19 protein-coding genes are annotated in these 24,228 nt (G+C 30.9%); 6 read left to right on the top strand and 13 right to left on the bottom strand.

What is annotated here, in order from left to right; all coding sequences use genetic code 11:
• Nucleotides 1-52: 52 nt before the first annotated feature.
• The 6 genes from ACY2RW_RS02090 to ACY2RW_RS02115 all read left to right on the top strand — a co-directional run bounded on the left by ACY2RW_RS02090 (nt 53) and on the right by ACY2RW_RS02115 (nt 7,181).
• Nucleotides 53-817, top strand: coding sequence for a TatD family hydrolase (locus ACY2RW_RS02090; protein ID WP_490121038.1), 765 nt, complete (start codon nt 53-55; stop codon nt 815-817).
• Nucleotides 818-862: 45 nt separating this feature from the next.
• Nucleotides 863-1,381 carry a methylated-DNA--[protein]-cysteine S-methyltransferase gene (locus tag ACY2RW_RS02095; protein WP_490121039.1) on the top strand — a complete coding sequence of 173 codons (519 nt, stop codon included), beginning with the start codon at nt 863-865 and terminating at the stop codon, nt 1,379-1,381.
• Between the two features lie 60 nt (nt 1,382-1,441).
• On the top strand, nt 1,442-4,819 hold the full coding sequence (locus ACY2RW_RS02100) for a DUF8818 domain-containing protein (RefSeq protein WP_490121040.1): 3,378 nt from the start codon (nt 1,442-1,444) through the stop codon (nt 4,817-4,819).
• A 57-nt stretch (nt 4,820-4,876) separates the two neighbouring features.
• Entirely contained in the window at nt 4,877-5,401 is a 525-nt protein-coding gene (locus ACY2RW_RS02105) for a DUF3575 domain-containing protein (protein ID WP_490121041.1), read from the top strand.
• 20 nt (nt 5,402-5,421) lie between these two features.
• Nucleotides 5,422-5,919, top strand: coding sequence for a hypothetical protein (locus tag ACY2RW_RS02110; protein WP_490121042.1), 498 nt, complete (start codon nt 5,422-5,424; stop codon nt 5,917-5,919).
• Nucleotides 5,920-6,317: 398 nt separating this feature from the next.
• Nucleotides 6,318-7,181 carry a sigma-70 family RNA polymerase sigma factor gene (locus tag ACY2RW_RS02115; RefSeq protein WP_490121043.1) on the top strand — a complete coding sequence of 288 codons (864 nt, stop codon included), beginning with the start codon at nt 6,318-6,320 and terminating at the stop codon, nt 7,179-7,181.
• 296 nt (nt 7,182-7,477) lie between these two features.
• Here ACY2RW_RS02115 and ACY2RW_RS02120 read toward each other — a convergent pair whose 3' ends face one another.
• The 13 genes from ACY2RW_RS02120 to ACY2RW_RS02180 all read right to left on the bottom strand — a co-directional run bounded on the left by ACY2RW_RS02120 (nt 7,478) and on the right by ACY2RW_RS02180 (nt 24,200).
• Entirely contained in the window at nt 7,478-7,744 is a 267-nt protein-coding gene (locus tag ACY2RW_RS02120) for a heavy-metal-associated domain-containing protein (RefSeq protein WP_490121044.1), read from the bottom strand.
• 5 nt (nt 7,745-7,749) lie between these two features.
• Complete coding sequence (locus tag ACY2RW_RS02125) at nt 7,750-8,115, bottom strand: rhodanese-like domain-containing protein (RefSeq protein ID WP_490121045.1); 366 nt, start codon at nt 8,113-8,115, stop codon at nt 7,750-7,752.
• A gap of 4 nt (nt 8,116-8,119) precedes the next feature.
• Complete coding sequence (locus ACY2RW_RS02130; RefSeq protein WP_490121046.1) at nt 8,120-9,526, bottom strand: MBL fold metallo-hydrolase; 1,407 nt, start codon at nt 9,524-9,526, stop codon at nt 8,120-8,122.
• 72 nt (nt 9,527-9,598) lie between these two features.
• Nucleotides 9,599-11,326 (bottom strand): SulP family inorganic anion transporter, encoded by a 1,728-nt coding sequence (locus ACY2RW_RS02135; protein WP_490121047.1) that lies wholly within the window; start codon nt 11,324-11,326, stop codon nt 9,599-9,601.
• A 68-nt stretch (nt 11,327-11,394) separates the two neighbouring features.
• The gene (ruvB, locus tag ACY2RW_RS02140; protein ID WP_490121048.1) at nt 11,395-12,417 is read right to left on the bottom strand and encodes a Holliday junction branch migration DNA helicase RuvB; all 1,023 of its coding nucleotides are present in this window, start codon (nt 12,415-12,417) and stop codon (nt 11,395-11,397) included.
• A gap of 98 nt (nt 12,418-12,515) precedes the next feature.
• Nucleotides 12,516-14,297, bottom strand: coding sequence for a cytochrome c oxidase subunit I (locus ACY2RW_RS02145; protein WP_490121049.1), 1,782 nt, complete (start codon nt 14,295-14,297; stop codon nt 12,516-12,518).
• A gap of 31 nt (nt 14,298-14,328) precedes the next feature.
• Nucleotides 14,329-15,336, bottom strand: a complete 1,008-nt coding sequence (locus tag ACY2RW_RS02150) for a cytochrome c oxidase subunit II (protein WP_490121050.1) — start codon at nt 15,334-15,336, stop codon at nt 14,329-14,331.
• 38 nt (nt 15,337-15,374) lie between these two features.
• Nucleotides 15,375-16,835 (bottom strand): quinol:cytochrome C oxidoreductase, encoded by a 1,461-nt coding sequence (locus ACY2RW_RS02155; RefSeq protein WP_490121051.1) that lies wholly within the window; start codon nt 16,833-16,835, stop codon nt 15,375-15,377.
• A gap of 26 nt (nt 16,836-16,861) precedes the next feature.
• A complete protein-coding gene (locus ACY2RW_RS02160) occupies nt 16,862-17,410 on the bottom strand; it encodes a c-type cytochrome (protein WP_490121052.1) in 549 nt (182 codons plus the stop codon).
• 10 nt (nt 17,411-17,420) lie between these two features.
• Nucleotides 17,421-17,948 carry a DUF3341 domain-containing protein gene (locus tag ACY2RW_RS02165; RefSeq protein ID WP_490121053.1) on the bottom strand — a complete coding sequence of 176 codons (528 nt, stop codon included), beginning with the start codon at nt 17,946-17,948 and terminating at the stop codon, nt 17,421-17,423.
• 2 nt (nt 17,949-17,950) lie between these two features.
• Entirely contained in the window at nt 17,951-19,648 is a 1,698-nt protein-coding gene (locus ACY2RW_RS02170; protein WP_490121054.1) for a helix-hairpin-helix domain-containing protein, read from the bottom strand.
• Between the two features lie 107 nt (nt 19,649-19,755).
• Nucleotides 19,756-22,818: a TAT-variant-translocated molybdopterin oxidoreductase gene (locus tag ACY2RW_RS02175; protein WP_490121055.1), complete on the bottom strand. Its 3,063-nt coding sequence runs from the start codon at nt 22,816-22,818 to the stop codon at nt 19,756-19,758.
• A 74-nt stretch (nt 22,819-22,892) separates the two neighbouring features.
• Nucleotides 22,893-24,200: a cytochrome c3 family protein gene (locus tag ACY2RW_RS02180; RefSeq protein ID WP_490121056.1), complete on the bottom strand. Its 1,308-nt coding sequence runs from the start codon at nt 24,198-24,200 to the stop codon at nt 22,893-22,895.
• Between the last annotated feature and the right edge of the window lie 28 nt (nt 24,201-24,228).

Here is a 24,228-nt window from a genome sequence, read left to right on the forward strand (position 1 = left end):
CATTCTGATTGTAGATTTTTAGTAGTTTTGCTGATAATAATACAATTAACTAATGATCACAGATACGCATACACACTTATATTCAGAACAATTTGAGGGGGAAAGAGAATCCGTGATTCAACGTGCAAAAAACGCAGGTGTTTCACGGTTTTTTATTCCTGCAATAGATTCTTCCTACACAGAAAGTATGTTTTCTTTGGAAAAAAATTATCCAAATGATGTTTTTTTAATGATGGGTTTACACCCAACTTCTGTAAAAGAAAATTATTTAGAAGAATTGGCACATGTAAAAAAATGGCTCGATAAAAGAGCTTTTTATGCGATTGGCGAAATTGGCATCGATTTGTATTGGGACAAAAGTTTTCTTACTCAACAACAAGAGGCTTTTAGAACTCAAATAAAATGGGCAAAAGAAAAAAAAATGCCAATTGTAATACATTGTAGAGACGCTTTTGATGAAATTTTTGAGGTTTTGGAAACTGAAAAAGATGAGGATTTATATGGTATTTTTCATTGTTTTACAGGCACAAAAGAACAAGCTGAAAAAGCCATTTCTTACAATATGAAATTAGGAATTGGTGGAGTTGCCACTTTTAAAAATGGTAAAATAGATAAATTTTTAAATGAAATAGATTTAAAACACATTGTTTTAGAAACAGATGCTCCTTATTTAGCACCTACTCCATACAGAGGAAAACGAAACGAAAGTGCTTACATTACAAATGTTATTGATAAATTAGTAGCTATTTATGGCATTTCTTTTAATGAAATTGCAGAAATTACCACTCAGAATTCTAAAGCTATTTTTGGGGTTTAATTTCTTAATTTTTACATCTCAAATTTGTGAAAATCCGTGAAATCAGTGTCAAAAAAAATTAAATCAATACAATTGCAAACAGAAATCACATACCACAAAACACCCATTGGAATTGCAAAAATTGTGGGAGATGAAAACGGAATTCAATCTGTTGCTGTTTTAGATGATGACGCAATTGATGAAGATTTACTCAATTCTAAAGTCCCCAATTGTTTGCAAGATTGTGTTTTGCAATTAGACGAATATTTTAGTGGAAAAAGAGCCAGTTTTAACCTTACAGTAAACCCCAAAGGAACCCCTTTTCAAAAAAAAGTTTGGAAAGCTTTATTAAATATTCCTTATGGAAAAACAAAAACATATTTAGAACAAAGCAAAGTTTTAGGTGATGTAAAAGCCATTAGAGCAGTAGCATCAGCAAATGGTAAAAACCCACTTTGGATTATTATTCCCTGTCATAGAGTTATTGGTTCTGATGGTTCTTTAACAGGTTATGCAGGTGGTATTTGGCGAAAAAAATGGTTGCTTGCACATGAAAATCCTGTAAAACAACAATCACTTTTCTAGATAAAGAACATTCATCATACAAAAAAAGCTATTTTTACGTTAGCTATTTATAGTTAAAAGATGCTTCAAAAATTTCTTTTCTTTCTGCTTTTGTTTGTTGGGTTTTCTATCCATTCTCAAATCATTTCTAAAGATTTTAGGAGCAAAAAATTTTTAATTAAAAAAGATACGATTCAATTTGATTCTGTAGCTATTAATTCACAGAAATTTAAAGTACTAAATGCAACTTTAAACGTAATTAAAAAAGCAGCATACAAAGTAGATTTTAGCAATGCTATTTTAATTATCAATTCAAAAAAATACTCAGAAATTACAATTGAATACTTTAGATTTCCAGATTTTGTAAGCAAAACATACAGTCCTTTTGATGATGCATTAATTTTGCCAAACAAAACAAATACTGGCAAACTGTACAGTTTAACTACAAACAAAAAACCATCAGATATTAAATTATTTGACGGTTTACAAACCCTAGGTTTTTTTACAAGAGGCCTTACTTCTGGAAACAATCAAAATGCTGTTACAAATTCGGCTTTAGATTTAGAAATTTCAGGTAAACTCTCTAAAAAAGTGTCTTTAAGAGCTAATATTTTTGATACAAATATTCCTATTCAACAAAATGGATATTCGCAAAATTTAACCGATTTTGATCGAGTTTTTATAGAGTTATTTGCAGATAATTGGAGTGTTAGAGCTGGAGATATTTTGCTTCAAAACCAAGAGAGTTATTTTATGCCAATTATGAAACAAGTAGCTGGTTTACGAGTCCAAGCCAACATCAACAAAAACTTAAAAGTAGCTGCATCTGGTGCTGTAGTTAGAGGTAAATTTAACAGTTATAGGGTTACAGGTAGAGAAGGTAACCAAGGGCCTTACAAAATTTTTGGTGTTAATAATGAACCTGCTATTTTAATTATTGAAGGTACTGAAAGAGTTTTTATAAACGGAATTCAAATAGAACGTGGTTCTGACAAAGATTATGTTATGGATTATAATTTGGCAGAAATTACATTTAACACCACTTTCCCTATTACAAATGATATGAGAATTGCTGTAGAATTCCAGTATGCAGATAGAAATTATACTCGGTTTTTAACTTATGAAGAAGTGGAGTTTAAAGGTGATAAATGGAATTTTAGTGGGTATTTTTTTAGTGAGAATGACGCAAAAAACCAGCCTTTACAACAAAGTTTAACAGACGATCAAAAACAAATTTTAGCAAATGCTGGTAATGATAAAAATTTAATGGTAGCAGAAAGTGCTTTTATAGATGATTTTGACGAAAATAAAGTACTCTATAAAAAAGTAATAAATGGTGCTGTAGAAACTTTTGAATATTCTCAAAACCCAAATGACGTACTTTATTTTGTAACGTTTACAAATGTTGGGCAAAATAATGGAGATTATCAATTGGATAGAAGTACTGCTGTTGGAAATATTTTTAGGTATGTAGGTGCAAATCAAGGTAATTTTAGTCCCATAACTCGATTAACGGCTCCAAATAAATTTCAAACTTTAGTGTTTAAAACTAATTACGATTCTAAGAAAAAAACTAAAATAAATTTAGAAGTGGCTGTAAGTAATAATGATGCCAATTTGTTTTCTTCTAAAGACGATGAAAATAATTTAGCACCTGCTATTTTATTTAACTGGGAACAAGTTTTAATAGACAAAAAATGGCAATTAAAAAGTAAAATTTCGCACGAATTTGTGCAGAAAAATTACAATATAGAAATGCGTTGGGAGCCAGTAGAATTTAATAGAGATTGGAACCTTTTAACCAATAACGCTACAAAAAATTATTTTCAATCAGAATTTAAACTTCAAAATAAAAAGAATGATTTTGTTTTGTATAGATACAACCATTTAAATTACCCAAATACTTTTAATGGAAACAAGCACGAATTACAGTCTAAAATGAAAGTAAACAAAACTACTTTTTACGCCAATGGTAGTTTTTTAGAAAACACTTCTACACTAGAAGACAACTCCTTTTTTGTAGCCAAAGCTAAGATTGAGCAAGATTTTAATAAAAAATGGTTAGGTGCTTTTATAAACTTTGAAACCAATAGTAGAAAAAATATAAATACCAAAAAATTTATAAATACAAGCCATCGTTTTAACGAATATGAAACCTATTTTGGTATTGGAGATAGCACAAAGGTATTTGCAAAAATAGGTTTTAACTACAGAAATAACGATAGTATCAAATCAAATGCTTTTACAGAAATTAACAATAGAAAAACGTTTTATTTAAACACTAAATTAATTCAGAATAAAAAAACTAACCTAAGTATTTTTGCCAATTATAGACTTACAGAAAACCAATTTACAGAAGATGAAAAGACATTAAATTCTAAAGTTGTTTTTAACCAAAAATTGTTTCAAAACTTTATAAATTTAGGAACTATTTATGAAACGTCTTCAGGAAATATAGCCAGACAAGAATATATTTACGTAAAAACAGAACCTGGCTTGGGGTATTATACTTGGATTGATTATAATAATGATGGCATTCAAGATTTTGATGAATTTGAGATTGCCGAGTTTCAAGATCAAGCTTCTTATTTACGTTTACCAAAACCAAATTTACAATTTATTGCTACTCAAAAAGCTAAACTCACACAATCTTTAACTTTAAATCCACGTAATTGGGCTGCTAAAAAAGGAGTGCAAAAAATAATATCAAAACTTTACAATCAAAGTTTTTTAAGTGTAGCCAATGAGCAACAAAGAGTTGGAGACAGTTTTAATTTTAATCCTTTTAACTTTGATGAAACTAAATTAATTGGACTTAATTTTAGTTTTAGAAACAGTTTATATTTTAACAGAAATCTGCAAGATTACAGTGTGACTTACACCTATGGAAAAAACAGAAACAAACAACAGTATTTAATTGGTAGTCAAGAAAATAACATCAAATTACATCAACTAGATTTTGCCCACAAGTTTGCTTCTTTTTGGTTATTTGAGTTGATGGGAAAATCTTCTGAAAATGATTTACAAACCGAAAATTTTAACAATAGAAATTATACCATTTTCGGGAATGAGATTCAGCCTAAAATTAGCTTTTTATACAACCAAAACAACAGGCTTTCTGCTTTTTATCATTATAAAAACAAAAAAAATCAATTACAAGATTTCGAGACTTTAAATCAACAAAAATTTGGTGTAGAATATTTCTACATTTCAAGTAAAAAAAATCAAGTTTCTGCGAATGCAAATGTGTTTTTAAATAATTTTACTGGCAATTCAAACTCACCAGTTGCATATCAAATGCTAGAAGGGTTACAAGCTGGTAAAAACTATACTTGGAATGTTCTTTTTAATCATAAAATAAATACATTTTTAAATTTAAACTTAAATTATTTAGGCAGAAAAAGCGAAAACTCAAGAACCATACACACTGGAAGTGTGCAATTGAAAGCCATTTTTTAACGTTTATATACACTCTTTTTAATACATTTGCTAAAAAATTAAGAACTAAAAAAAGATATGAAAAAATTAGGATTACTATTTTTACTTTTTGCACTTACATTTACTTCCTTAGCTCAGGAAAAAGAAGATCCATACCCTCAAGATACAGATAAGAAAACAGAAATTAAAATTAATGTATTAACACTTCTTGTTGCAAAATGGATAGATTTTTCTTATGAAAGATTAATAGATGAAGAATCTTCTTATGGTATTTCTGCAACACTAAATACAGATACTAAAGAGTCTGATTTAAATTATGCATTAACCCCATTTTACAGACGTTATTTTTCAGGAAAGTTTGCACGAGGTTTTTTTGTGGAAGGTTTTGGTATGCTTTTTTCTGCTGAAGATAGAAATCTTTTTAGTAGTAATAGTAATGGCACTGAAACTGGTTTTGGAGTAGGAGTTTCTGTAGGTGGTAAATGGGTTTCTAAAAAAGGATTTACAACAGAACTATTTTTAGGAGTTGGTAGAAATATGATTGACAGTAACAATAATAACGCAGTTGGTAGAGTTGGTATTTCTGTAGGTTACAGATTTTAAACGATTTAAACATAATAAAAATGAAAAAATTACTTTTAGCATTCGGACTTTTAATTAGTTCTTTAACTTATGCGCAACAAGAAATTAAGTTAGATGTTGCAGACGCTTTAATTATAAAAAGTTTAGAGTTTTCTTTTGAAAATTATCTTACAGAAAGTTCTTCTTTTGGAGTTTCTGCACTTTTTAATTTAGAAAAACAAGATGTTGCTTTTAGATATAATGAGAATATGATGATTACTCCATATTATCGTCATTACTTTACTACCAATGAACAATGGAATTTCTTCGGAGAAGGTTTTGTTGGTATTAATTCAGGAAAGTCTGAATCTATAAAGGATTCTGGTAATTATGACAGAAAATATACAGATGGTGCTTTAGGTATTGCTGTGGGTACTAAATACATTTCTAATTCTGGTTTAGTTATTGATGTTTACGGAGGTTTAGGAAGAAATTTATTTGGTTCTGACTCTCCTATTTTAGTGCCAAGATTAGGCTTAAATGTAGGTTGGAGATTCTAACCAAACCATTTATAAAGTAAATAAGAGAGTCTTTTTAAAGGCTCTTTTTTTTGCTATAAAAACAGCAAATCTCTCAATTTTAAAAATGATGAATTTAAACAAAATAAGCTTATTTTTACCCAAAAATGATTGAAAACGAAAGAAAAAGACTTGTTTTTGCTAAAAATCGTTCATTTTTTTGTATATTGGAAATATCATTAAAAAACGATATTATTTACTACTTAAAACACATATCAGATTTCGAATTTCTTTCTACAGAAAATCAATCTTGTAAATTTATCCCTTTCGTTTTCTAATTTTCCAAACTTCACATTTTAGCAAAATTTATTTTGAAGAGATTATTTTCTCTCAAAAAACTATTCTTATCATTTAATTTCATTAAAAAATAATATTTATATATGAGACAACTTAAAATTGTTAAACAAGTAACCAATCGCGATGCAAAATCTTTAGAAAAATATTTTCAAGAAATTAGTAAAATCGGTTTAATTACTGCTGATGAAGAAGTTGAATTGGCACTAAAAATTAAACAAGGAAACAGCAGAGCATTAGATAAATTGGTGAAAGCAAATTTAAGATTTGTAGTTTCTGTAGCAAAACAATATCAAGGACAAGGTTTAAAATTATCGGATTTGATTAACGAAGGAAATTTAGGTTTGGTAAAAGCTGCAAAACGTTTTGATGAAACCAGAGGTTTTAAGTTTATTTCTTACGCTGTTTGGTGGATTCGTCAATCTATAATGTCTGCATTAGCAGAACAATCTAGAATTGTACGTTTGCCTTTAAATAAAATTGGAAGCATTAGTAAAATAAAGAAAGTTTATGCAAGGTTAGAGCAAAACGAACAACGTTTTCCAACAAACAAAGAAATTGCTAAACAATTAGATATGACAGAACGTGAAGTTGCACAATCTTTAAGAAATTCTAGAAGACACGTTTCTATGGATGCACCTTTTAAAGAAGGTGAAGATTCTAATTTGTACAACGTTTTACAATCTGATAAATCTCCAAGACCAGACAAAAAACTAATGAAAGAATCTTTAACAACAGAAATTAACAGAGCTTTAGAAAGTTTGTCTTATAAAGAAGCTAAAGTTATAAAAATGTTTTATGGAATAAATAGAACTACTGCTTGTAGTTTAGCCGAAATTGGAGAGGAGTTCGATTTGACAAGAGAACGTGTAAGGCAAGTTAAACAAAAAGCAATTAGACGCTTACAATCAAAATCTAAAACACAGGTTTTAAGAACGTATTTAGGCTAATTTTTTTTTATAAATGATGTATGCACTTTTTTAAACTTTTTAACTTAAAAAGCTCAAAGAGTTCTTAAAACAACATCAAACAATAGAATAATTTTTCTCTAATTAAAGACAATTTTTAGTAAATTTTAAAAATAAAAAGAGGCTGTCTGAAAAGTTAATTTAGCTGTTATTTTGAGCCTTTTATCTTCGCTCAAGACAGGCTTTGTCAAAAAATATATGTAATTGATTTTGAATTATTAAGATTTTTCCATTACAGTCCAAATGACAAATTTTAATACTTTTAAGACAGTCTCTTCTTATGATTCTATTCTACCCACAGCACAACTTACAAAAGATTTTGCTTTGTGTACTAAGGTATTTTTATCACCCACTTCTGGGTAGCCTAACTTAGAGAGTTTTGTTTTTATCGCTTCTAAATTTGCATTTTCTGATGTAATAGAAACAATAGATTTTTCTACATCAATATCTATTTCTTTTACTCCTTCTAAGGCTAAAATTCCTTTTTTAATGGTTGCTGCACAACCACCACATTTTAAATTTTCAATTTGTATCTCTGTCTTCATTCTTTTTAATTTTCTGTCTTCCATTTTGTGTAACCTCCAGCAACATTATACACATCAAAGCCTTTTTCTTTTAAGATTATTGCTGCTTTACCACTTCTGTTTCCAGTTCTACAAAAAAGGTAAACTGGTTTATTTTTATTTAATTGAGTTGTAGCTTTTGATACAAAATCAGCATCAAAATAGTTTACAAAAAGTGCTGATTTTATACTTCCTTGCTCGACTTCTTTCGGAGTTCTTACATCTATTAATTGTATTCTTTCTTTAGCAAGTAATTCTTTTAAGTCTGCTGTTGTTATTATTTTTACCTCTTGTTTTTGACCACAATTGATAAAAAGAAAACTCGAAAAAAATAAACAAATTAACTGTTTCATCTCTTTATTTTAAAGTTGATGGACAAACAGCATCTGTTCTTTTGATATTTGTGTTTCTAATAGCTGCATAACCTCCTGCAACATCAATTACGTTATGAAAACCTCTTGCTTTTAATATAGAAGCTGCAATTACAGAACGATAACCTCCTGCACAGTGTACATAGAAATCTTCTTTTTTAGGAAATTCAGAAATATGGTCGTTTAAAAAATCTAAAGGTGTGCTTTCTGCCACTTGTATATGTTCGCTTGCAAATTCTCCAGGCTTTCTAACATCAAAAACAGGGTTATTTTCTTTTATTTTTTGCTCTAAAACATCCGCAGAGACAGAAACTAAAGTATCAACTTCTTTTCCAGAGTTTTTCCAAGACTCAAAACTTCCGTCTAAATATCCTAAAACATTATCAAAGCCAACTCTAGATAAACGTGTAATTGTATCTTCTTCTCTACCAACTGGAGTAACCAACAAAATGGGCTGCTTAATATCTTTTATTAATGCACCTACCCAAGGTGCAAAACCTCCATCAATACCAATAAAAATAGATTGTGGAATAAATCCTTGTATAAATTCTGTTTGATGACGAACGTCTAAAACAATTGCGTCTGTTTCGTTTGCAATAATCTCAAAATCTTTAACAGATAAAGGTTTTGCACTGTTTTTAATTACATCATCTACATTTTTATATCCTTCTTTGTTCAATTTTACATTTAATGGAAAATAAGCTGGAGGAGGCAATAAACCGTCTGTAACTTCTTTTACAAACTCATCTTTAGTCATATCTGCTCTTAAAGCGTAATTGGTTTTTTTCTGGTTTCCAATTGTACCAACTGTTTCTTTACTTAAGTTTTTACCACAAGCAGAACCTGCTCCATGTGCAGGGTACACAATAACATCATCTGCTAAAGTCATCACTTTACTCCTTAAACTATCATATAAAAAACCTGCCAAATCTTTTTCTGTAATATCTCCTTTTTGTGCTAAATCTGGGCGTCCAACATCACCTAAAAATAAAGTATCACCACTAAAAAGTGCGTGGTCTTTTCCGTTTTTATCCTTCAATAAAAAACAAGAACTTTCCATAGTATGTCCAGGAGTGTGTAAAACTGTAATTGTAATATCTCCAACTTTAAATACTTGATTGTCTTTTGCAATTGTGGCTTCAAAATTTGTTTTTGCAGAAGGCCCAAAAACAATTTTTGCTCCTGTTTTTTCTGATAAAGTTACATGCCCACTTACAAAATCTGCATGAAAATGCGTTTCAAAAATATATTTAATTTTTGCATTATTTTTGGCTGCTCTATCTATATAATCTTGTACTTCTCTTAGTGGGTCTATAATTGCAACTTCGCCATTACTTTCTATATAATATGCGCCTTGTGCTAAACACCCTGTATAAATTTGTTCTATTATCATTTTAAATCTCTTATCTATTTAACAAATCAAAATAACATTGAAAAACTATTTTTATCAATGATATTTGTCAGTTTAGTTGTATGCCTGATGAATATATTTCGCATACTTTTCTTGTTTTTTTCTATTACCTGTTTTATAAAATTTTACAGCGTCATTGGCTCTCATAAAAAAGTGATTGATATCTATTATTGATAACAATCCGCTTTTAAACAAATCATCTCTTACAGATCCTTTTACACCTGCAAAGAAAAAAGTTATACCTTTCTTTTTGTAAAATCTTAACCGTTCTTTTAGCATTTCAACTCCAGTACTATCTACCCTATTAATACTTTCTGCATCAATAACAATTAGCTTTAAGGCATCTCCTTTTTTTAAAGCCATTTCATCTAATTTATCTCTAAAATAACTTGAATTTGCATAAAATATTTGTGCATCAAATCTAAATACAAGAATATCATCTTCTATAATAACTTCTTCAAATCTATTTCTATTTCTATAAAAATTAGAATCTGGAACTTTTCCTAATTCTGCTACATAAGGTCTTGATGTTCTAAATATTAAGACGATTAAAGACAAACCTACTCCAACAATTATTCCATACTCAATTCCTAAAAATAATGTAGAAATAAAGGTGGCAAACATCAGCCAAAAATCTAAGTGATTTGCTTTCCATAAAAAAGCGGCTTCTTTAAAATTAACCAATCCAAAAACTGCTACAATAATAATTGCTGCCAAAACTGTTTTAGGCAAATGATAAAATAATGGTGTTAAAAATAACAAGGTTAAAACCACCATTACTACAGAAATTAATGCAGCCATTCCTGTTTTTGCACCACTTTCTTGGTTGATTGCAGAACGTGAAAAACTTGATGTACTTGGATATGCTTTAAACAAAGAACCTACCATATTTGCCAAGCCTAAAGCAATTAATTCTTGATTGGGTCTTATTCTATATTCATCTTGTTTTGCTTCTAAAGATTTTCCAATAGAAATGGTTTCTAGATAACCAACCATAACTAAAGTTAATGCAATGGGCAATAATTCTTTTATTTGATCGATATCAAATTCTGGAATTCCGAAAAATGGCAAACCAGAGGGAATCTCTTTTACTATGGAAACATCGTTAAATGATTTTCCAAAATATTTCATTATTACAATACCAAGAATTACAACAAATAATGCATTTGGTATTTTTTTATTGATTTTCCTAAAGATGATAATCACAATTACAGATACAATTCCAATAACTGTAGTATGATAATTATAATCAGAAATTTGCAGCCAAATGTCTTCCAAAACAATATGAATTTGATCACTTTGAATAAAATCTACGCCTAATAAATTTCGGAATTGATTAAAGCCAATAATCAGTGCTACTGCAGATGTAAAACCTGTAATTACTGGTTTTGATAGAAAGTTTACAATGAATCCTAAACTAAAAATACCCATTATAAATTGAATAGCTCCTACCATTAAAGCCAATAAAATAGCTATAGCAATGTAACTATCTGAGCCTGCTAATGCTAGAGTAGAAACTCCTGTAGCTACAATTAGAGAATCCATTGCTACTGGCCCTATTGCTACTTGTCTTGATGAACCAAAAATAGCATACATTACTTGTGGTACTAATGCACAATACAAACCATAAATGGGTGGTAAACCTGCAATTAATGCATAAGCAATTCCTTGTGGTATTAAAATAATACCAACAGTAATACCTGCAACTAAATCGCCTTTAAAAAGAGACGTGTTGTAGTTGGGTAACCACTCTAAAATAGGAACAATTTTTTTGATATTCATTTTTAATATTGACTAAAAAACTAAAGGAAAACAAAACCTTTATTCTCTTGTTTTCTTTATCTCTTAATTTAAAACAGTTCTCCTTGATTTCTTCCTTTTATTCTCCCAAGGTGTTTGTAGGCCAAATCTGTAACTTCTCTTCCTCTTGGTGTTCTCATGATAAATCCTTGTTGAATTAAAAAAGGTTCATACACTTCTTCTATGGTTTCTGTATTTTCGGAAACTGCTGTAGCAATAGTGCCTAAACCTACTGGTCCTCCTTTAAATTTATCTATAATTGTTGCCAAAATCTTATTATCCATTTCATCCAAACCATGTGCATCTACATTTAATGCTTTCAATGCATATTTTGCAATTTCAATTGTAATGGTTCCATCTCCTTTTATCTGCGCAAAATCTCTAACTCTTCTTAACAGAGCATTTGCAATTCTTGGTGTTCCTCTACTTCTACCTGCTATTTCTATGGCAGCTTCCATAGATATTGGAACTTTTAAAATGTGTGCACTTCTTTGAATAATTGTGGTTAATAACTCGGTTTTATAATAATGCAAACGACTGCTAATTCCGAATCTAGCTCTCATTGGTGCTGTTAGCAATCCTGAACGAGTTGTTGCTCCAATAAGTGTAAATGGTTCTAAATTGATTTGAACTGTTCTGGCATTTGGACCAGATTCAATCATAATATCAATTTTATAATCTTCCATTGCAGAATATAAATACTCTTCTACAATAGGGCTTAATCTGTGAATTTCATCAATAAACAGCACATCACGTTCATCAAGATTAGTTAATAAACCTGCTAAATCTCCTGGTTTGTCTAAAACGGGTCCAGAAGTAACTTTTATACCAACTTGCAGTTCATTTGCTAAAATATGTGCTAAGGTTGTTTTACCTAAACCTGGAGGTCCGTGAAACAATGTATGATCTAAAGCTTCATCTCTTTGGTTGGCTGCTTTAACAAAAACTTTTAAATTATCAATGGCTTGATCTTGCCCTGTAAAATCATCAAAAGAAAGTGGACGTAATTTTTTTTCTACATCTAAATCTTCGTTTGATAAATGTTCGTTTTCAGGGTTTAAATTTTCGTTCATAAAACAAAGATAATAGAATTTAAGGTGATAAAATAATCTCTTTAAAAGCAAAAAACCTTTCCAAGATGGAAAGGTTTTATATAAATATTTTCATTTATTTATGATGGTTCTTCCCCATCTAATAAAGGTGTCGTTTGTAAAACAAAATCTTGTCCATGTAAATAATCACTATCATCATCATTTGGATCTACTTTCTTGCTATAGTCGTAAGCCCATCTATGAACTTCAGGAATTTTACCTGGCCAGTTTCCATGAATATGTTCAACTGGTGTTGTCCATTCTAATGTATTAGAATTCCAAGGATTTTGTGTTGCTTTTGCTCCTCTTTTCATTGAGATAAAGAAGTTTGCAATAAAAATAATTTGAGCAATTCCTCCAATTAAAGCAAAAATAGTGATGACTTTATTAATATCTGCTAAATCATCAAACATTGGAAATGCTGTATTTGAGTAATATCTTCTTGGTAAGCCTGCTAAACCAATAAAATGCATTGGCCAAAATACACCATAAGCACAAACTATTGTAATCCAGAAGTGCCAGTAGCCTAATGTTTTATTCATCATCCTACCATACATTTTTGGAAACCAATGATAAATACCTGCATACATTCCGAAAATTGCAGAAACTCCCATAACTAAGTGAAAGTGTGCCACAACAAAGTAAGTATCATGAATAGCAATATCTAAAGCAGAGTCTCCTAAAACTAACCCTGTTAAACCACCTGTTACAAATGTAGAAACTAGACCTATTGAAAATAACATTGCTGGATTCAATTGTAGGTTTCCTTTCCACAAAGTAGTGATATAGTTAAATGCCTTTACAGCTGATGGAATTGCAATTAGTAAGGTTGTAAATGTAAATACAGATCCTAAAAATGGATTCATTCCAGAAATAAACATGTGGTGACCCCAAACAATTGTAGATAAAAATGCAATTGCCATAATAGAACCAATCATTGCTCTATATCCAAAAATCGGTTTTCTAGAGTGTGTAGATATAATTTCTGATGTAATACCTAATGCTGGTAATAATACAATATAAACTTCTGGGTGACCTAAGAACCAGAACAAGTGTTCAAACAATACTGGTGATCCTCCTTGATAATGCAATACCTCTCCAGAAATAAAGATGTCTGATAAATAAAATGATGTACCAAAACTTCTGTCAAAAATTAATAATAATGCTGCAGATAATAATACTGGGAAAGAAACTACCCCAATAATTGCAGTGATAAAGAATGCCCACATTGTTAGTGGCAATCTTGTCATTTTCATCCCTTTGGTTCTTAAATTAAAAATTGTAACAATATAATTTAAAGATCCTATTAAAGAAGATGCAATAAAGATAGCCATAGAAACTAACCATAAAGTCATACCTGCTCCAGATCCTGGAATTGCTTGTGGTAAGGCACTTAGTGGAGGATAAATTGTCCATCCTGCAGATGCTGGACCAGCTTCTACAAATAATGAAATTACCATGATTATACTTGATAAAAAGAATAACCAATAAGAAATCATATTTAAAAAGCCAGAAGCCATATCTCTAGCCCCAATTTGTAATGGAATTAATAAGTTAGAAAAAGTACCACTTAAACCAGCAGTTAATACAAAAAATACCATTATTGTACCATGTATTGTAACTAATGCTAAATACATATCTGGATTCATTACTCCATCTGTTTGATGAGGTCCTAAAAATGCTTCAATAATTGAAAACGATTTTTCTGGCCATGCAATTTGCATACGGAATAACATAGACATAAATACACCAATAATTCCCATAAACATACCAGTTACTAAGAACTGTTTAGAAATCATTTTATGATCTTGACTAAAAATATATTTTGTTACAAATGTTTCTTTATGATGATGATCTGACATAATCTTATTTATTTGTAGTGTCTTAATTTAATTATTTAATAACTGATGCTAGTGTTGGCTGCTCTGCAAGCCATTTATCATATTCTTCTTGTTCTACAACAGTAATTTTCATTTGCATACTGTAATGAGAAGCTCCACAGATTTTGTTACATAATAACAAATAGTCGAACTCATAAGGGTCTTCTCCTTTTGCTTGTCTTATTTTGTTAATACCTCTTGTTTTTTCGATAACTTCTGATTGTTGTCTCATTTCTTCTGTAGTAAACTTTGGCGTAAAACCAAATTCGGTTACCATACCAGGAACACAATTCATTTGTGCTCTAAAGTGAGGCATGTAAGCTGAGTGTAAGACGTCTTGAGAACGGAACTTGAAATGAATTTTTCTACCTTTTGGTAAATACAATTCTGTAACCTGCTTGTCGTCTTGAGAATTTTTATCATTCATATCAACACCCATTGTGTTTAAGCCTTTAATGTAATTTACATTTCCTAAACCTAAGGTATTATCTTCTCCTGCATAACGTGCATCCCATCTAAATTGTTGAGAATATACCTCTATAACTATGGCATCTTTGTCATCAGATAAATCCATGATATCATTCCATTGCCACAAACCATAGCTTATTAATCCTACCAAAACAATAGCAGGAGTAACTGTCCAAATTAATTCTAATTGATGACTATCTGCATAAAATTTTGCTTTTCTATTTTTATTACCTCTATATTTAAATGTGAAGTAAAAAATTAAGAATTGCATTATAAATTGTACAATACCAATTAACCAAAAAGTAATATTAAACAAATTATCATCATGTTCTCCTTCTACAGAAGCAGATTCTGGCAACATGATAACATTCATAAAAATTAAACAATAAATCATTATTGCATAAAAGAATGCCATGAAATATAAGGCATATTTACCTTGTTTAGCATTGTCTTCATCTGTAGCAATAACACCTCTAAAATTTAATATTCTAGTAACTTGCCAAAAACTGACACCAATTGCAATACCTATAAAAATATAAAATAGAGCTAGCATATTTATCTCGTCTTAATTATTTTAATTCAAATTATTTATTAATGATGGTCTGCAGATTCACCTCTGTGTTCTATATTGTAATAGTGAAAATGCTCACTCTCTTCTAAGAATGGGTTTCCTTTTGGAATTGGGCTTGCTTTGGCAAATGAGCTAAATGTAGCGTATATAAAAATTCCTAAGAAAAATAATAGTGCACTTAATTCTGCAATACCAAATGACCATTGAGCACCTACTGTTGCTGGCATTATCATTACAAAAATATCTAAATAGTGTCCTGCAAGAATTACAATACCACCAATAAAAACAAACCAAGGAATACTTTTGTAATCACTATTTAACAATAGTAAGACTGGAAATGCAAAATTCATTCCTACCATGGCTAAAAATGGCAATTTGTATTCTTCAAATCTCATTGCAAAGTAAGTAGTTTCTTCTGGAATGTTTGCATACCAAATTAACATAAATTGTGCAAACCATAAATAAGTCCAAAAAACAGAAAAACCAAACATGAACTTTGCTAAATCATGAATATGACTATCATTTACTCCTGGTAATGCTCCTTTAGAACGTAAATATATGGTTACAAAAGCAATTACAGTTAATGCACTTACTAATAAACTTGCTAATACATACCAACCAAATAATGTTGAGAACCAGTGTGGATCTAATCCCATAATCCAATCCCAAGACATCATAGATTCTGATAACATAAATAAGAAAATAAATCCTACAGATACGTTGTAATTTAATTTAAAAGTTTTACCTCCATCATTTGCAGTATCTTCTTTGATAGAATTTCTACGTATAAACCATCTGTAAGCATTCCATATTGCTAAATAAACAATACTTCTAATTGCCCAACCTGGAACATTCATCCACCAAGATTTACCATCTACAATAGGATCGTAATTTGGACTTGCAGGATCAAAAACACCATCTCCCATCCAAGCAAATAAATGGTTCCAATGCATTACTGAAGCAACAACAATAACAACCATTATAACTGATGTTGGAATTAAGTTCGCAGTAATTGCCTCCATCACTCTAAATAAAACAACAGACCAACCTGATTGTGCAACTCTTTGTGATGCATAAAATGCCAATACCAATAAAGAAATTCCTAAAAAGAAAATTAACGACACGTATAATGCTGACCAAGGTTTATTTTGTAATTGATGCAAAACATGTTCTGCATGGGTATCATCATTATGAGCACCATGATCACTCATTTTACTATCACTATGTTGTTCGGTTGTATTATGATGGTCATTTCCTTCTTGAGCATGTGTATTTTTTACATCTTCTTTATGATGACTATCTTTTGTCTCATTATGAGAAACTCCATGGTCGTTTCCATGTGAATCTTGTTGAGCAATAATTTCTTTAGCATCTTCTAAAGTAGTTTGAGAACCACTGTAAAAACTATATGCAATACCCAATGCACCTAATAAAATTAGTGCTAATGAGAATGTTTTTAATTTACCTGAGAATTGATACATATCTTTCGTATTCTTTCTTTTTGTAATTATTTTAATAAATCTGCACGTAATTGCTCTACATACTGGACAGTTTGCCAACGTTCTGTATACGTTAATTGACTAGAATGAGATCCCATTAAACCTTTACCATACATTAAAACATGATAAATACTACCTGCAGTTATATCTCTATCTTTATAATTTGGAATTCCAGAAAACTTTTCTGTTTCTGATAAATATCCATTTCCATCACCTTTTTTACCATGGCAAGAAATACAATAAATATCATACATCTTTTTACCATTTTTTAAATTCTCTTCAGAAGCTTCTAAAGGATTCTGCAATGTTGTTTTTGCCAACTCATACCCTTCATTTGTATCTGCTATATCGTAAGTAGGATGTCCTCCTCTAGCAATAGTTCCAGCTACTGGCTTTAAATTTACAGGAGCATTTTTAATTCCGTTTGCTCCATTAGGATTGTAAGGTACAGACTCATACATATCTGGCATATATTGTACTTGAGGTTCTCTCCTATTGTTGCAAGAAATGATACCTGCAAAAATTACTAAAGCAATAATTAATTTAATTTTTTTCATTATCTATCTATTAATGCTTGTCTACTATATTAATTTCTACAGCACCTGTTGCAGTTAACAATGATGTTAATTCATCTTCGTTATTATGTACAGGTATTTCCATTAAAAAATGATCGTCTGTAGTTCTTGGATCTGGGTTTTCAGCTTTTTTAAATGGCCATATTCTACTTCTCATATAAAAAGTAATTACCATTAAATGCGCTGCAAAAAACACTGTTAATTCAAACATAATTGGCACAAATGCTGGCATATTTTCTAACCAAGAAAAACTAGGTTTACCTCCAATATCTTGTGGCCAATCTTGAATCATCATATAATTTGTCATCCAAATAGCAACAGACAAACCTGTAATTCCGTAGAAAAAAGCGGTAATAGCCAATCTAGTTGGTGCTAATCCCATAGCTTTGTCTAAACCATGAACTGGAAATGGACAAAATACTTCTTCTATATGATGGTGCTCTGCTTTTACTGCTTTTACTGCATCTAAAAGAATCTCGTCATCATTATAAAATGCATGTATAACTTTTGATGATTCCATAATTATCCGTTTAATAAATTTTTAGCTTGTAATGCCCAATTATCTCTTTCTGCTCTTCCAGGAAAAGTTCCAGTAATTGAATCTAACAAGTCATATTCTTCTTTTGTCATTTTACTAACTTGCTCGAAAGTATATAAACCAATTTCGTTTAAAACACCTTCTAACTTTGGTCCTACACCACTTATTAGCTTTAAGTCATCTGCAGTTTGTGTATTTGGATCAAAACGCCCAATAGTATCTAAAAGATTACTTACTTTATCTGTTTTTACTTCTGTAGCTACGTTTGATAAAACAATTTGTGGTTTTGTTGGAATACCTTGTTCTCTTCTTTTCTTATAAAATTCTCCAGAAGATTTCAAAATTGTTTTTACCTCTGCTTGCGCGATAACTGGGAATGTTCTTGCATATAATAAGAATAATACAAAGAAGAATCCTATAGTTCCAATAAAGATACCAACGTCTACAAATGTTGGCTCAAAACGCCACCAAGTTGATGGTAAATGACCTTTACTTAATACAATTGCGATGATATCAAAACGCTCAAACCACATACCAATATTAATAAATATTGAAATGATAAAAGACCATATAAAGCTTCTTCTAATTTTCTTGAACCATAATAACTGAGGCGTTAAAATATTGAAGAATAATAACGAATAAAATGCCCAAGCATAAGGTCCTGTTGCAGCACCTACAGATAAGTATGTGTAGTTTTCATAAGGCGATCCTGTATACCAAGCAATAAAAAACTCTGTTGCATAAGCTACAGCTACAATTCCACCTGTTAAGATGATTACAATGTTCATATACTCTACGTGTAAACGTGTAATATACTCTTCCATATTTGTAACCTTACGCATAATACCTAATAACGTTTGTACCATTGCAAATCCTGAAAAGATTGCTCCAGCAACGAAATAAGGAGGAAATATTGTTGAGTGCCAACCTGGATTGATGGATGTAGCAAAGTCCATAGATACAATTGTATGTACAGAAAGTACTAATGGAGTTGCTAAACCAGCCAATACTAAAGAAACTTCTTCAAAACGTTGCCAATCTTTAGCTCTACCAGACCAACCAAAACTTAATAATGCATAAATTTTCTTTTGGAAAGGTTTTACAGCTCTGTCTCTAATCATTGCAAAATCTGGTAATAAACCTGTCCACCAGAAAACTAATGATACAGATAAATACGTTGATATTGCAAAAACGTCCCATAATAATGGTGAGTTAAAGTTTACCCACAATGATCCAAATTGATTTGGAATTGGCAATACCCAATATCCATTCCATGGACGTCCCATGTGAATAATTGGAAACAATCCTGCTTGAAAAACGGCAAAAATTGTCATTGCTTCTGCAGAACGGTTTATAGCCATTCTCCATTTTTGACGGAATAATAAAAGTACAGCAGAAATTAATGTTCCTGCGTGACCAATACCTACCCACCATACAAAGTTAGTGATATCCCAAGCCCATCCAATGTTCTTGCTTAATCCCCAAACTCCAATACCAGTTCCTACTGTGTAAAAGATACATCCAAATCCCCAAAGCATTGCTGCTAAAGAAATATAAAACGCCATGTACCAATTCTTATTTGCTTTCCCTTCTATAGGTTTTGCAATGTCTTCGGTAATATCGTGATAACTTTTATCACCTAATACTAAAGGTTCCCTTATGGGTGCTTCGTAATGAGACATATTTATTACTTAATTTTATAATTTTAGTTAAAAGTTGAATGTTTTTAAAGTTGAAAAGTAGTTTTTTTTGACTTTTTAACTCTGAACTTTAAAACTTTCTAACTCATTTACGCTTCGTTTGTGTTTTTAACTTTAACTTGATAGATTACATTCGGTTTTGTCTGTAAATAATCTAACACGCCATAAGCTCTTTTATCTTCTACTAATGCTGTTACTGAGTCTTTTTCGTTGTTAATATCTCCAAAAACCATAGCTCCTGTTGTACAAGCAGATGAACAAGCTGTTTCAAACTCGTCTGTATTTACAGCTCTTCCTTCTTTTTTAGCTTTTAGAATAGTTGCTTGTGTCATTTGAATACACATAGAACATTTTTCCATAACTCCTCTAGAACGAACTACAACATCTGGATTTAATACCATTTTACCATACTCGTTATTCATGTTAAAGTCAAACTCGTTATTATTTGCATAATTAAACCAGTTAAAACGACGAACTCTATATGGACAGTTGTTTGCACAATATCTTGTACCTACACATCTGTTATATGCCATTTGATTTTGTCCTTGACGACCATGTGATGTTGCTGCAACTGGACAAACCGTCTCACAAGGAGCATGATTACAGTGCTGACACATCATTGGTTGAAAAGTAACCTCAGGGTTTTCTGCTTCAGTTTCTAATGCTTCATACATTTCACCTCTGCTTAATCCTAATTCTTTAGCTTCTTCTCTAGTTTCTACTTCAGAAGAATAATATCTATCAATACGCAACCAGTGCATATCTCTACCAACTCTAACTTCTTTTTTACCTACAACTGGCACATTGTTTTCTGCATGACATGCAACAACACAAGCACCACAACCAGTACAAGAAGTTAAATCTATTGATAAATTAAAGTGATGACCAATTTCTCTATTATGCTCATCCCAAATATTAATACTGTTTGCTTCTACTTCTTGATGATCATAAGAAACATAAGCAGGTTTATTCCAACCTTTTTTATGATCTTTTGGATCTACAGTTTTGTATTCTTTTAAAGACGCTACTTTTAAAATATCATGACGTCCTGCAATTGTTTTTTGTACTTGAGTACAAGCAAATTTATGAGTTCCAGATACTTTATCAATCTTTACATTATATTGTATGTTATTGCTACCATTATATAAAGGGTATGCATTAACACCTACTTGCATTTCTTCTTTTAATCCAAACGTTTTACCAAAACCTAAGGCTAAACCTACAGAACCTTTTGCTTGTCCTGGTTGAATCATTACTGGTACTGTAACTTCTTTTCCATTAACAGATACTTTTGCATAATCTCCATCAATAGCACCATTGTCTTTTACTGGATTTGAAAAACCTAACTCTTTAGCATCTGCTATAGACATTGTTAAGTAATTATCCCAAGAAGCTCTAGTAATTGGGTCAGGAAATTCTTGTAACCAAGGATTGTTTGCTTGCTTACCATCACCTAAACCAGTTTTTGTATATAAATTTAATTCGAATCCTGATGCTTTTTTTGCTGACGCTGATAAAGCAGCAGCTGCATCAGCAACTGATATTGAGCTTTCGAATAAAATATCATTACTTATGATTTCTTTAGTAAAGAAACCATTATGTAAAGCAGTGTTCCAAGAACTACCTCCTAAAACATTTTCAGAAGCGAAAGCTTTTAAATAATCGTAATATTTTGTTGTATTTCCAGACCATTTTAATAACGTATCTTGAAGTTGACGTGTATTAAATAATGGCTGAATTGTTGGCTGCATTAAACCATAGGTAACTTCATCAAATTGAGTATCTCCCCAAGATTCTAAAAAATGCGACATTGGTAATGCAAAATTAGAAGCGTTTACGGTTGCATTGTTTTCTGTTGATAATGCAACTGATAATTCTAATTTTTTTAATCCATCAGAAAAAGCTGATGCATTTGCTAAAGAATAAACAGGATCTACATTGTAAGAAATTAATCCTGCAATTTTTCCTGATTTCATATCTGAAACTAGTTGCGTAACTGCTGCATCATTTCCTTGACGGATATTTAATGTATTTACAGTGTCAATAATTTCACTATTTAATACTTTATTAATTTCTAAAGCAATTAATTGTGCGTTTTTATCATTTAATCCCGTTAAAACAACACCTTTAGAACCAGCTTTCTTTAATTCTGAAGCCATTTTCTTTACATCAGCATCTACAGGAGTTGATTTTGAAGCTACAGCATTACCAGTAATTGCATTGTATAAATTGATTAATGCAAATACTTGATCAGAAGGTTTTACAACCACTCTTTTATCTGCATTTGCACCCGTTAAAGACATGTTACTTTCGAACTGAACATGATAAGACATGTGTCCTGTTTCAGGCTTCCTACCATTTACGTAAGATTTCTCAAATCCTCCATGGAAATCACCTAAAAAATCTGCTCCAAAAGAAACAATTGTTTTTGCTTTATCTAAATGATAGTTTGGTAATGCACGTCTGCCATACATTGCCATAAAAGCATCTGTAGCTCCAGACTCTGAAACCGCGTCATAAATAACGTGTTTTACATTTGGATTAGCAACAATAAAATCTTCAATAATTTTAGTTGTTGATGGGCTTGCTAACGTTCCTGTTAATAAAACAACAGGCTTATTTGCTTCTTTTAACTCATATAGTTTTGCAGCAATTGTAGCATCTGCATCTGCCCAAGAAATTTTTTCACCTGCTTTTGTAGGTTCTTGTAAACGAAGTTTTTCATCATATAAAGAAAGAACAGCAGCTTGCACTCTTGCACTAGTTGTTCCGTTTGCTTCTTTATTAGGCATAATTTGAATTGGACGACCTTCTCGTGTTTTAACCAACACATTTGCAAAATCGTAACCATCTGCCATAGAAGTTGCGTACCAATCTGCAACACCTGGAATTACATCGTCTGGTTTTACTACATAAGGAATTGACTTTACGACTGGCCCTTGACAAGCAGCTAAAGATGCAGCTGCAGTTGTAAATCCAACATATTTTAAAAAGTCTCTACGAGACGTAGAAGAATTTTCTAATGTTTCTTTATCACCTAAAAATGTATCTGTTGGAATTTCTTCTACAAATTCATTTTTACTTAACGTTTCAACAATAGAACTATCTTTTAGTTCCTCAACACTTTTCCAGTATTTTTTGTTTGAAGCCATTTATATTTAGTTATTAGTTGTTAGTTTTTAGTTGTTAGTTTTCACTAAAACCAAACGCTATCTTTCTTCTTTAATTAATAGTGACATTTACCACACTCTAAACCACCTAATTGTGCAGCAGTAACTTTTTCTACACCATATTTCTCTGCTAACTGCTTGTGGATTTTAGCATAATACTCATTGCCTTTTAAATCTACTTTTGTTTCTCTATGACAATCTATACACCAACCCATAGTTAATGGAGAGTATTGATACATTTCATCCATCTCCTCTACTGGTCCATGACATTTTTGACATTTTAAACCTTGTACTGTAACGTGTTGAGAGTGATTAAAATACACAAAATCTGGAAGATTATGAATACGAACCCATTTTACAGGTTTTGTTTCTCCTGTATACTCTAAATTATCTGCATCCCAACCAGCAGCTGTATATATTTTTGCAATTTCTTTGTCTAACTCTTCTTTACCATACGTTAAACCATCCCATTCTATTTTGGTTCCTTCTGCAACTTCAGAAATTCCTTTATGACAGTTCATACAAACATTTACTGATGGTATTCCTGAATGCTTGCTATGTTTTGCTGATGAGTGACAATATTGACAGTCTATTTTATTTTCTCCTGCATGAATTTTATGAGAAAATGCAATTGGTTGAAGTGGTTGATAACCTTCATCTACACCAACTTTAAATAAAGTTCCGAAAACTAAATACGCTCCAACTAAAAGTAAAAATATTGTAGAAATTACCTTTAAAAAAGTATTTTCTTTTACACCAACCCAAAGTTCTTGTAAATCTCTTCTTAAGTTAGACTGATTTTCTGGACTTCTATTACCTTTTAACTCACTAACTTGTTTCAACAAGCTTGCAATCATTAAAAAAGCAACAACAATTGCACCTGCTAAAATGTAAATTAACCATTCTGGAGCACTTCCAGGAGTTGGTGCAGTAGGATCTACTACAGCCACGCCAGTAGCAGAAGCTTTTACAGGATCTCCTACAGTTGTGTAATATAGGATATCATCTATGTTTTTTTCTGACAACTGAGGAAAAGCAGTCATTGGAGAACCTTTATATTCTTCAAAAATTGCAATTGCATCTGCATCTCCAGAAGCTCTTAGCTCTGCATTATTCTTAATCCAAGCTTGTAACCAAGATCTGTCTCTTCTTTCAAGTACTTTACCTAACGCAGGTCCAATTAGCTTTTTATCTAATTTATGACAAGAAGCACATAAAGATTTAAATAACTTTCTACCTTCTTTTTGTGTTGCTTCATCAATTTCTTGTGAAAAAGAAGATAAACTAAATGCAAAAATTAAGAGAAAAATAAAACTTTTAAAAAGTTTTGTGGTTAGTCTATTGTGCAATGCTACACTTTTCATATTTAAACTTTGTTTAAAAATATCTAAT

Source organism: Polaribacter sp. 2305UL8-11 (assembly GCF_058147165.1).

Excerpts from the sequence above, each read along its gene's own strand:
- ACY2RW_RS02160 (WP_490121052.1), bottom strand. The coding sequence starts at position 17,410 with ATGAAAAAAATTAAATTAATTATTGCTTTAGTAATTTTTGCAGGTATC.
- ACY2RW_RS02105 (WP_490121041.1), top strand. The coding sequence starts at position 4,877 with ATGAAAAAATTAGGATTACTATTTTTACTTTTTGCACTTACATTTACT.
- ACY2RW_RS02115 (WP_490121043.1), top strand. The coding sequence starts at position 6,318 with ATGAGACAACTTAAAATTGTTAAACAAGTAACCAATCGCGATGCAAAA.
- ACY2RW_RS02125 (WP_490121045.1), bottom strand. The coding sequence starts at position 8,115 with ATGAAACAGTTAATTTGTTTATTTTTTTCGAGTTTTCTTTTTATCAAT.
- ACY2RW_RS02155 (WP_490121051.1), bottom strand. The coding sequence starts at position 16,835 with ATGTATCAATTCTCAGGTAAATTAAAAACATTCTCATTAGCACTAATT.
- ACY2RW_RS02135 (WP_490121047.1), bottom strand. The coding sequence starts at position 11,326 with ATGAATATCAAAAAAATTGTTCCTATTTTAGAGTGGTTACCCAACTAC.
- ACY2RW_RS02100 (WP_490121040.1), top strand. The coding sequence starts at position 1,442 with ATGCTTCAAAAATTTCTTTTCTTTCTGCTTTTGTTTGTTGGGTTTTCT.
- ACY2RW_RS02130 (WP_490121046.1), bottom strand. The coding sequence starts at position 9,526 with ATGATAATAGAACAAATTTATACAGGGTGTTTAGCACAAGGCGCATAT.
- ACY2RW_RS02120 (WP_490121044.1), bottom strand. The coding sequence starts at position 7,744 with ATGAAGACAGAGATACAAATTGAAAATTTAAAATGTGGTGGTTGTGCA.
- ACY2RW_RS02170 (WP_490121054.1), bottom strand. The coding sequence starts at position 19,648 with ATGTCTCATTACGAAGCACCCATAAGGGAACCTTTAGTATTAGGTGAT.
- ACY2RW_RS02165 (WP_490121053.1), bottom strand. The coding sequence starts at position 17,948 with ATGGAATCATCAAAAGTTATACATGCATTTTATAATGATGACGAGATT.
- ACY2RW_RS02090 (WP_490121038.1), top strand. The coding sequence starts at position 53 with ATGATCACAGATACGCATACACACTTATATTCAGAACAATTTGAGGGG.
- ACY2RW_RS02175 (WP_490121055.1), bottom strand. The coding sequence starts at position 22,818 with ATGGCTTCAAACAAAAAATACTGGAAAAGTGTTGAGGAACTAAAAGAT.
- ACY2RW_RS02180 (WP_490121056.1), bottom strand. The coding sequence starts at position 24,200 with ATGAAAAGTGTAGCATTGCACAATAGACTAACCACAAAACTTTTTAAA.
- ACY2RW_RS02110 (WP_490121042.1), top strand. The coding sequence starts at position 5,422 with ATGAAAAAATTACTTTTAGCATTCGGACTTTTAATTAGTTCTTTAACT.
- ruvB (WP_490121048.1), bottom strand. The coding sequence starts at position 12,417 with ATGAACGAAAATTTAAACCCTGAAAACGAACATTTATCAAACGAAGAT.
- ACY2RW_RS02145 (WP_490121049.1), bottom strand. The coding sequence starts at position 14,297 with ATGTCAGATCATCATCATAAAGAAACATTTGTAACAAAATATATTTTT.
- ACY2RW_RS02150 (WP_490121050.1), bottom strand. The coding sequence starts at position 15,336 with ATGCTAGCTCTATTTTATATTTTTATAGGTATTGCAATTGGTGTCAGT.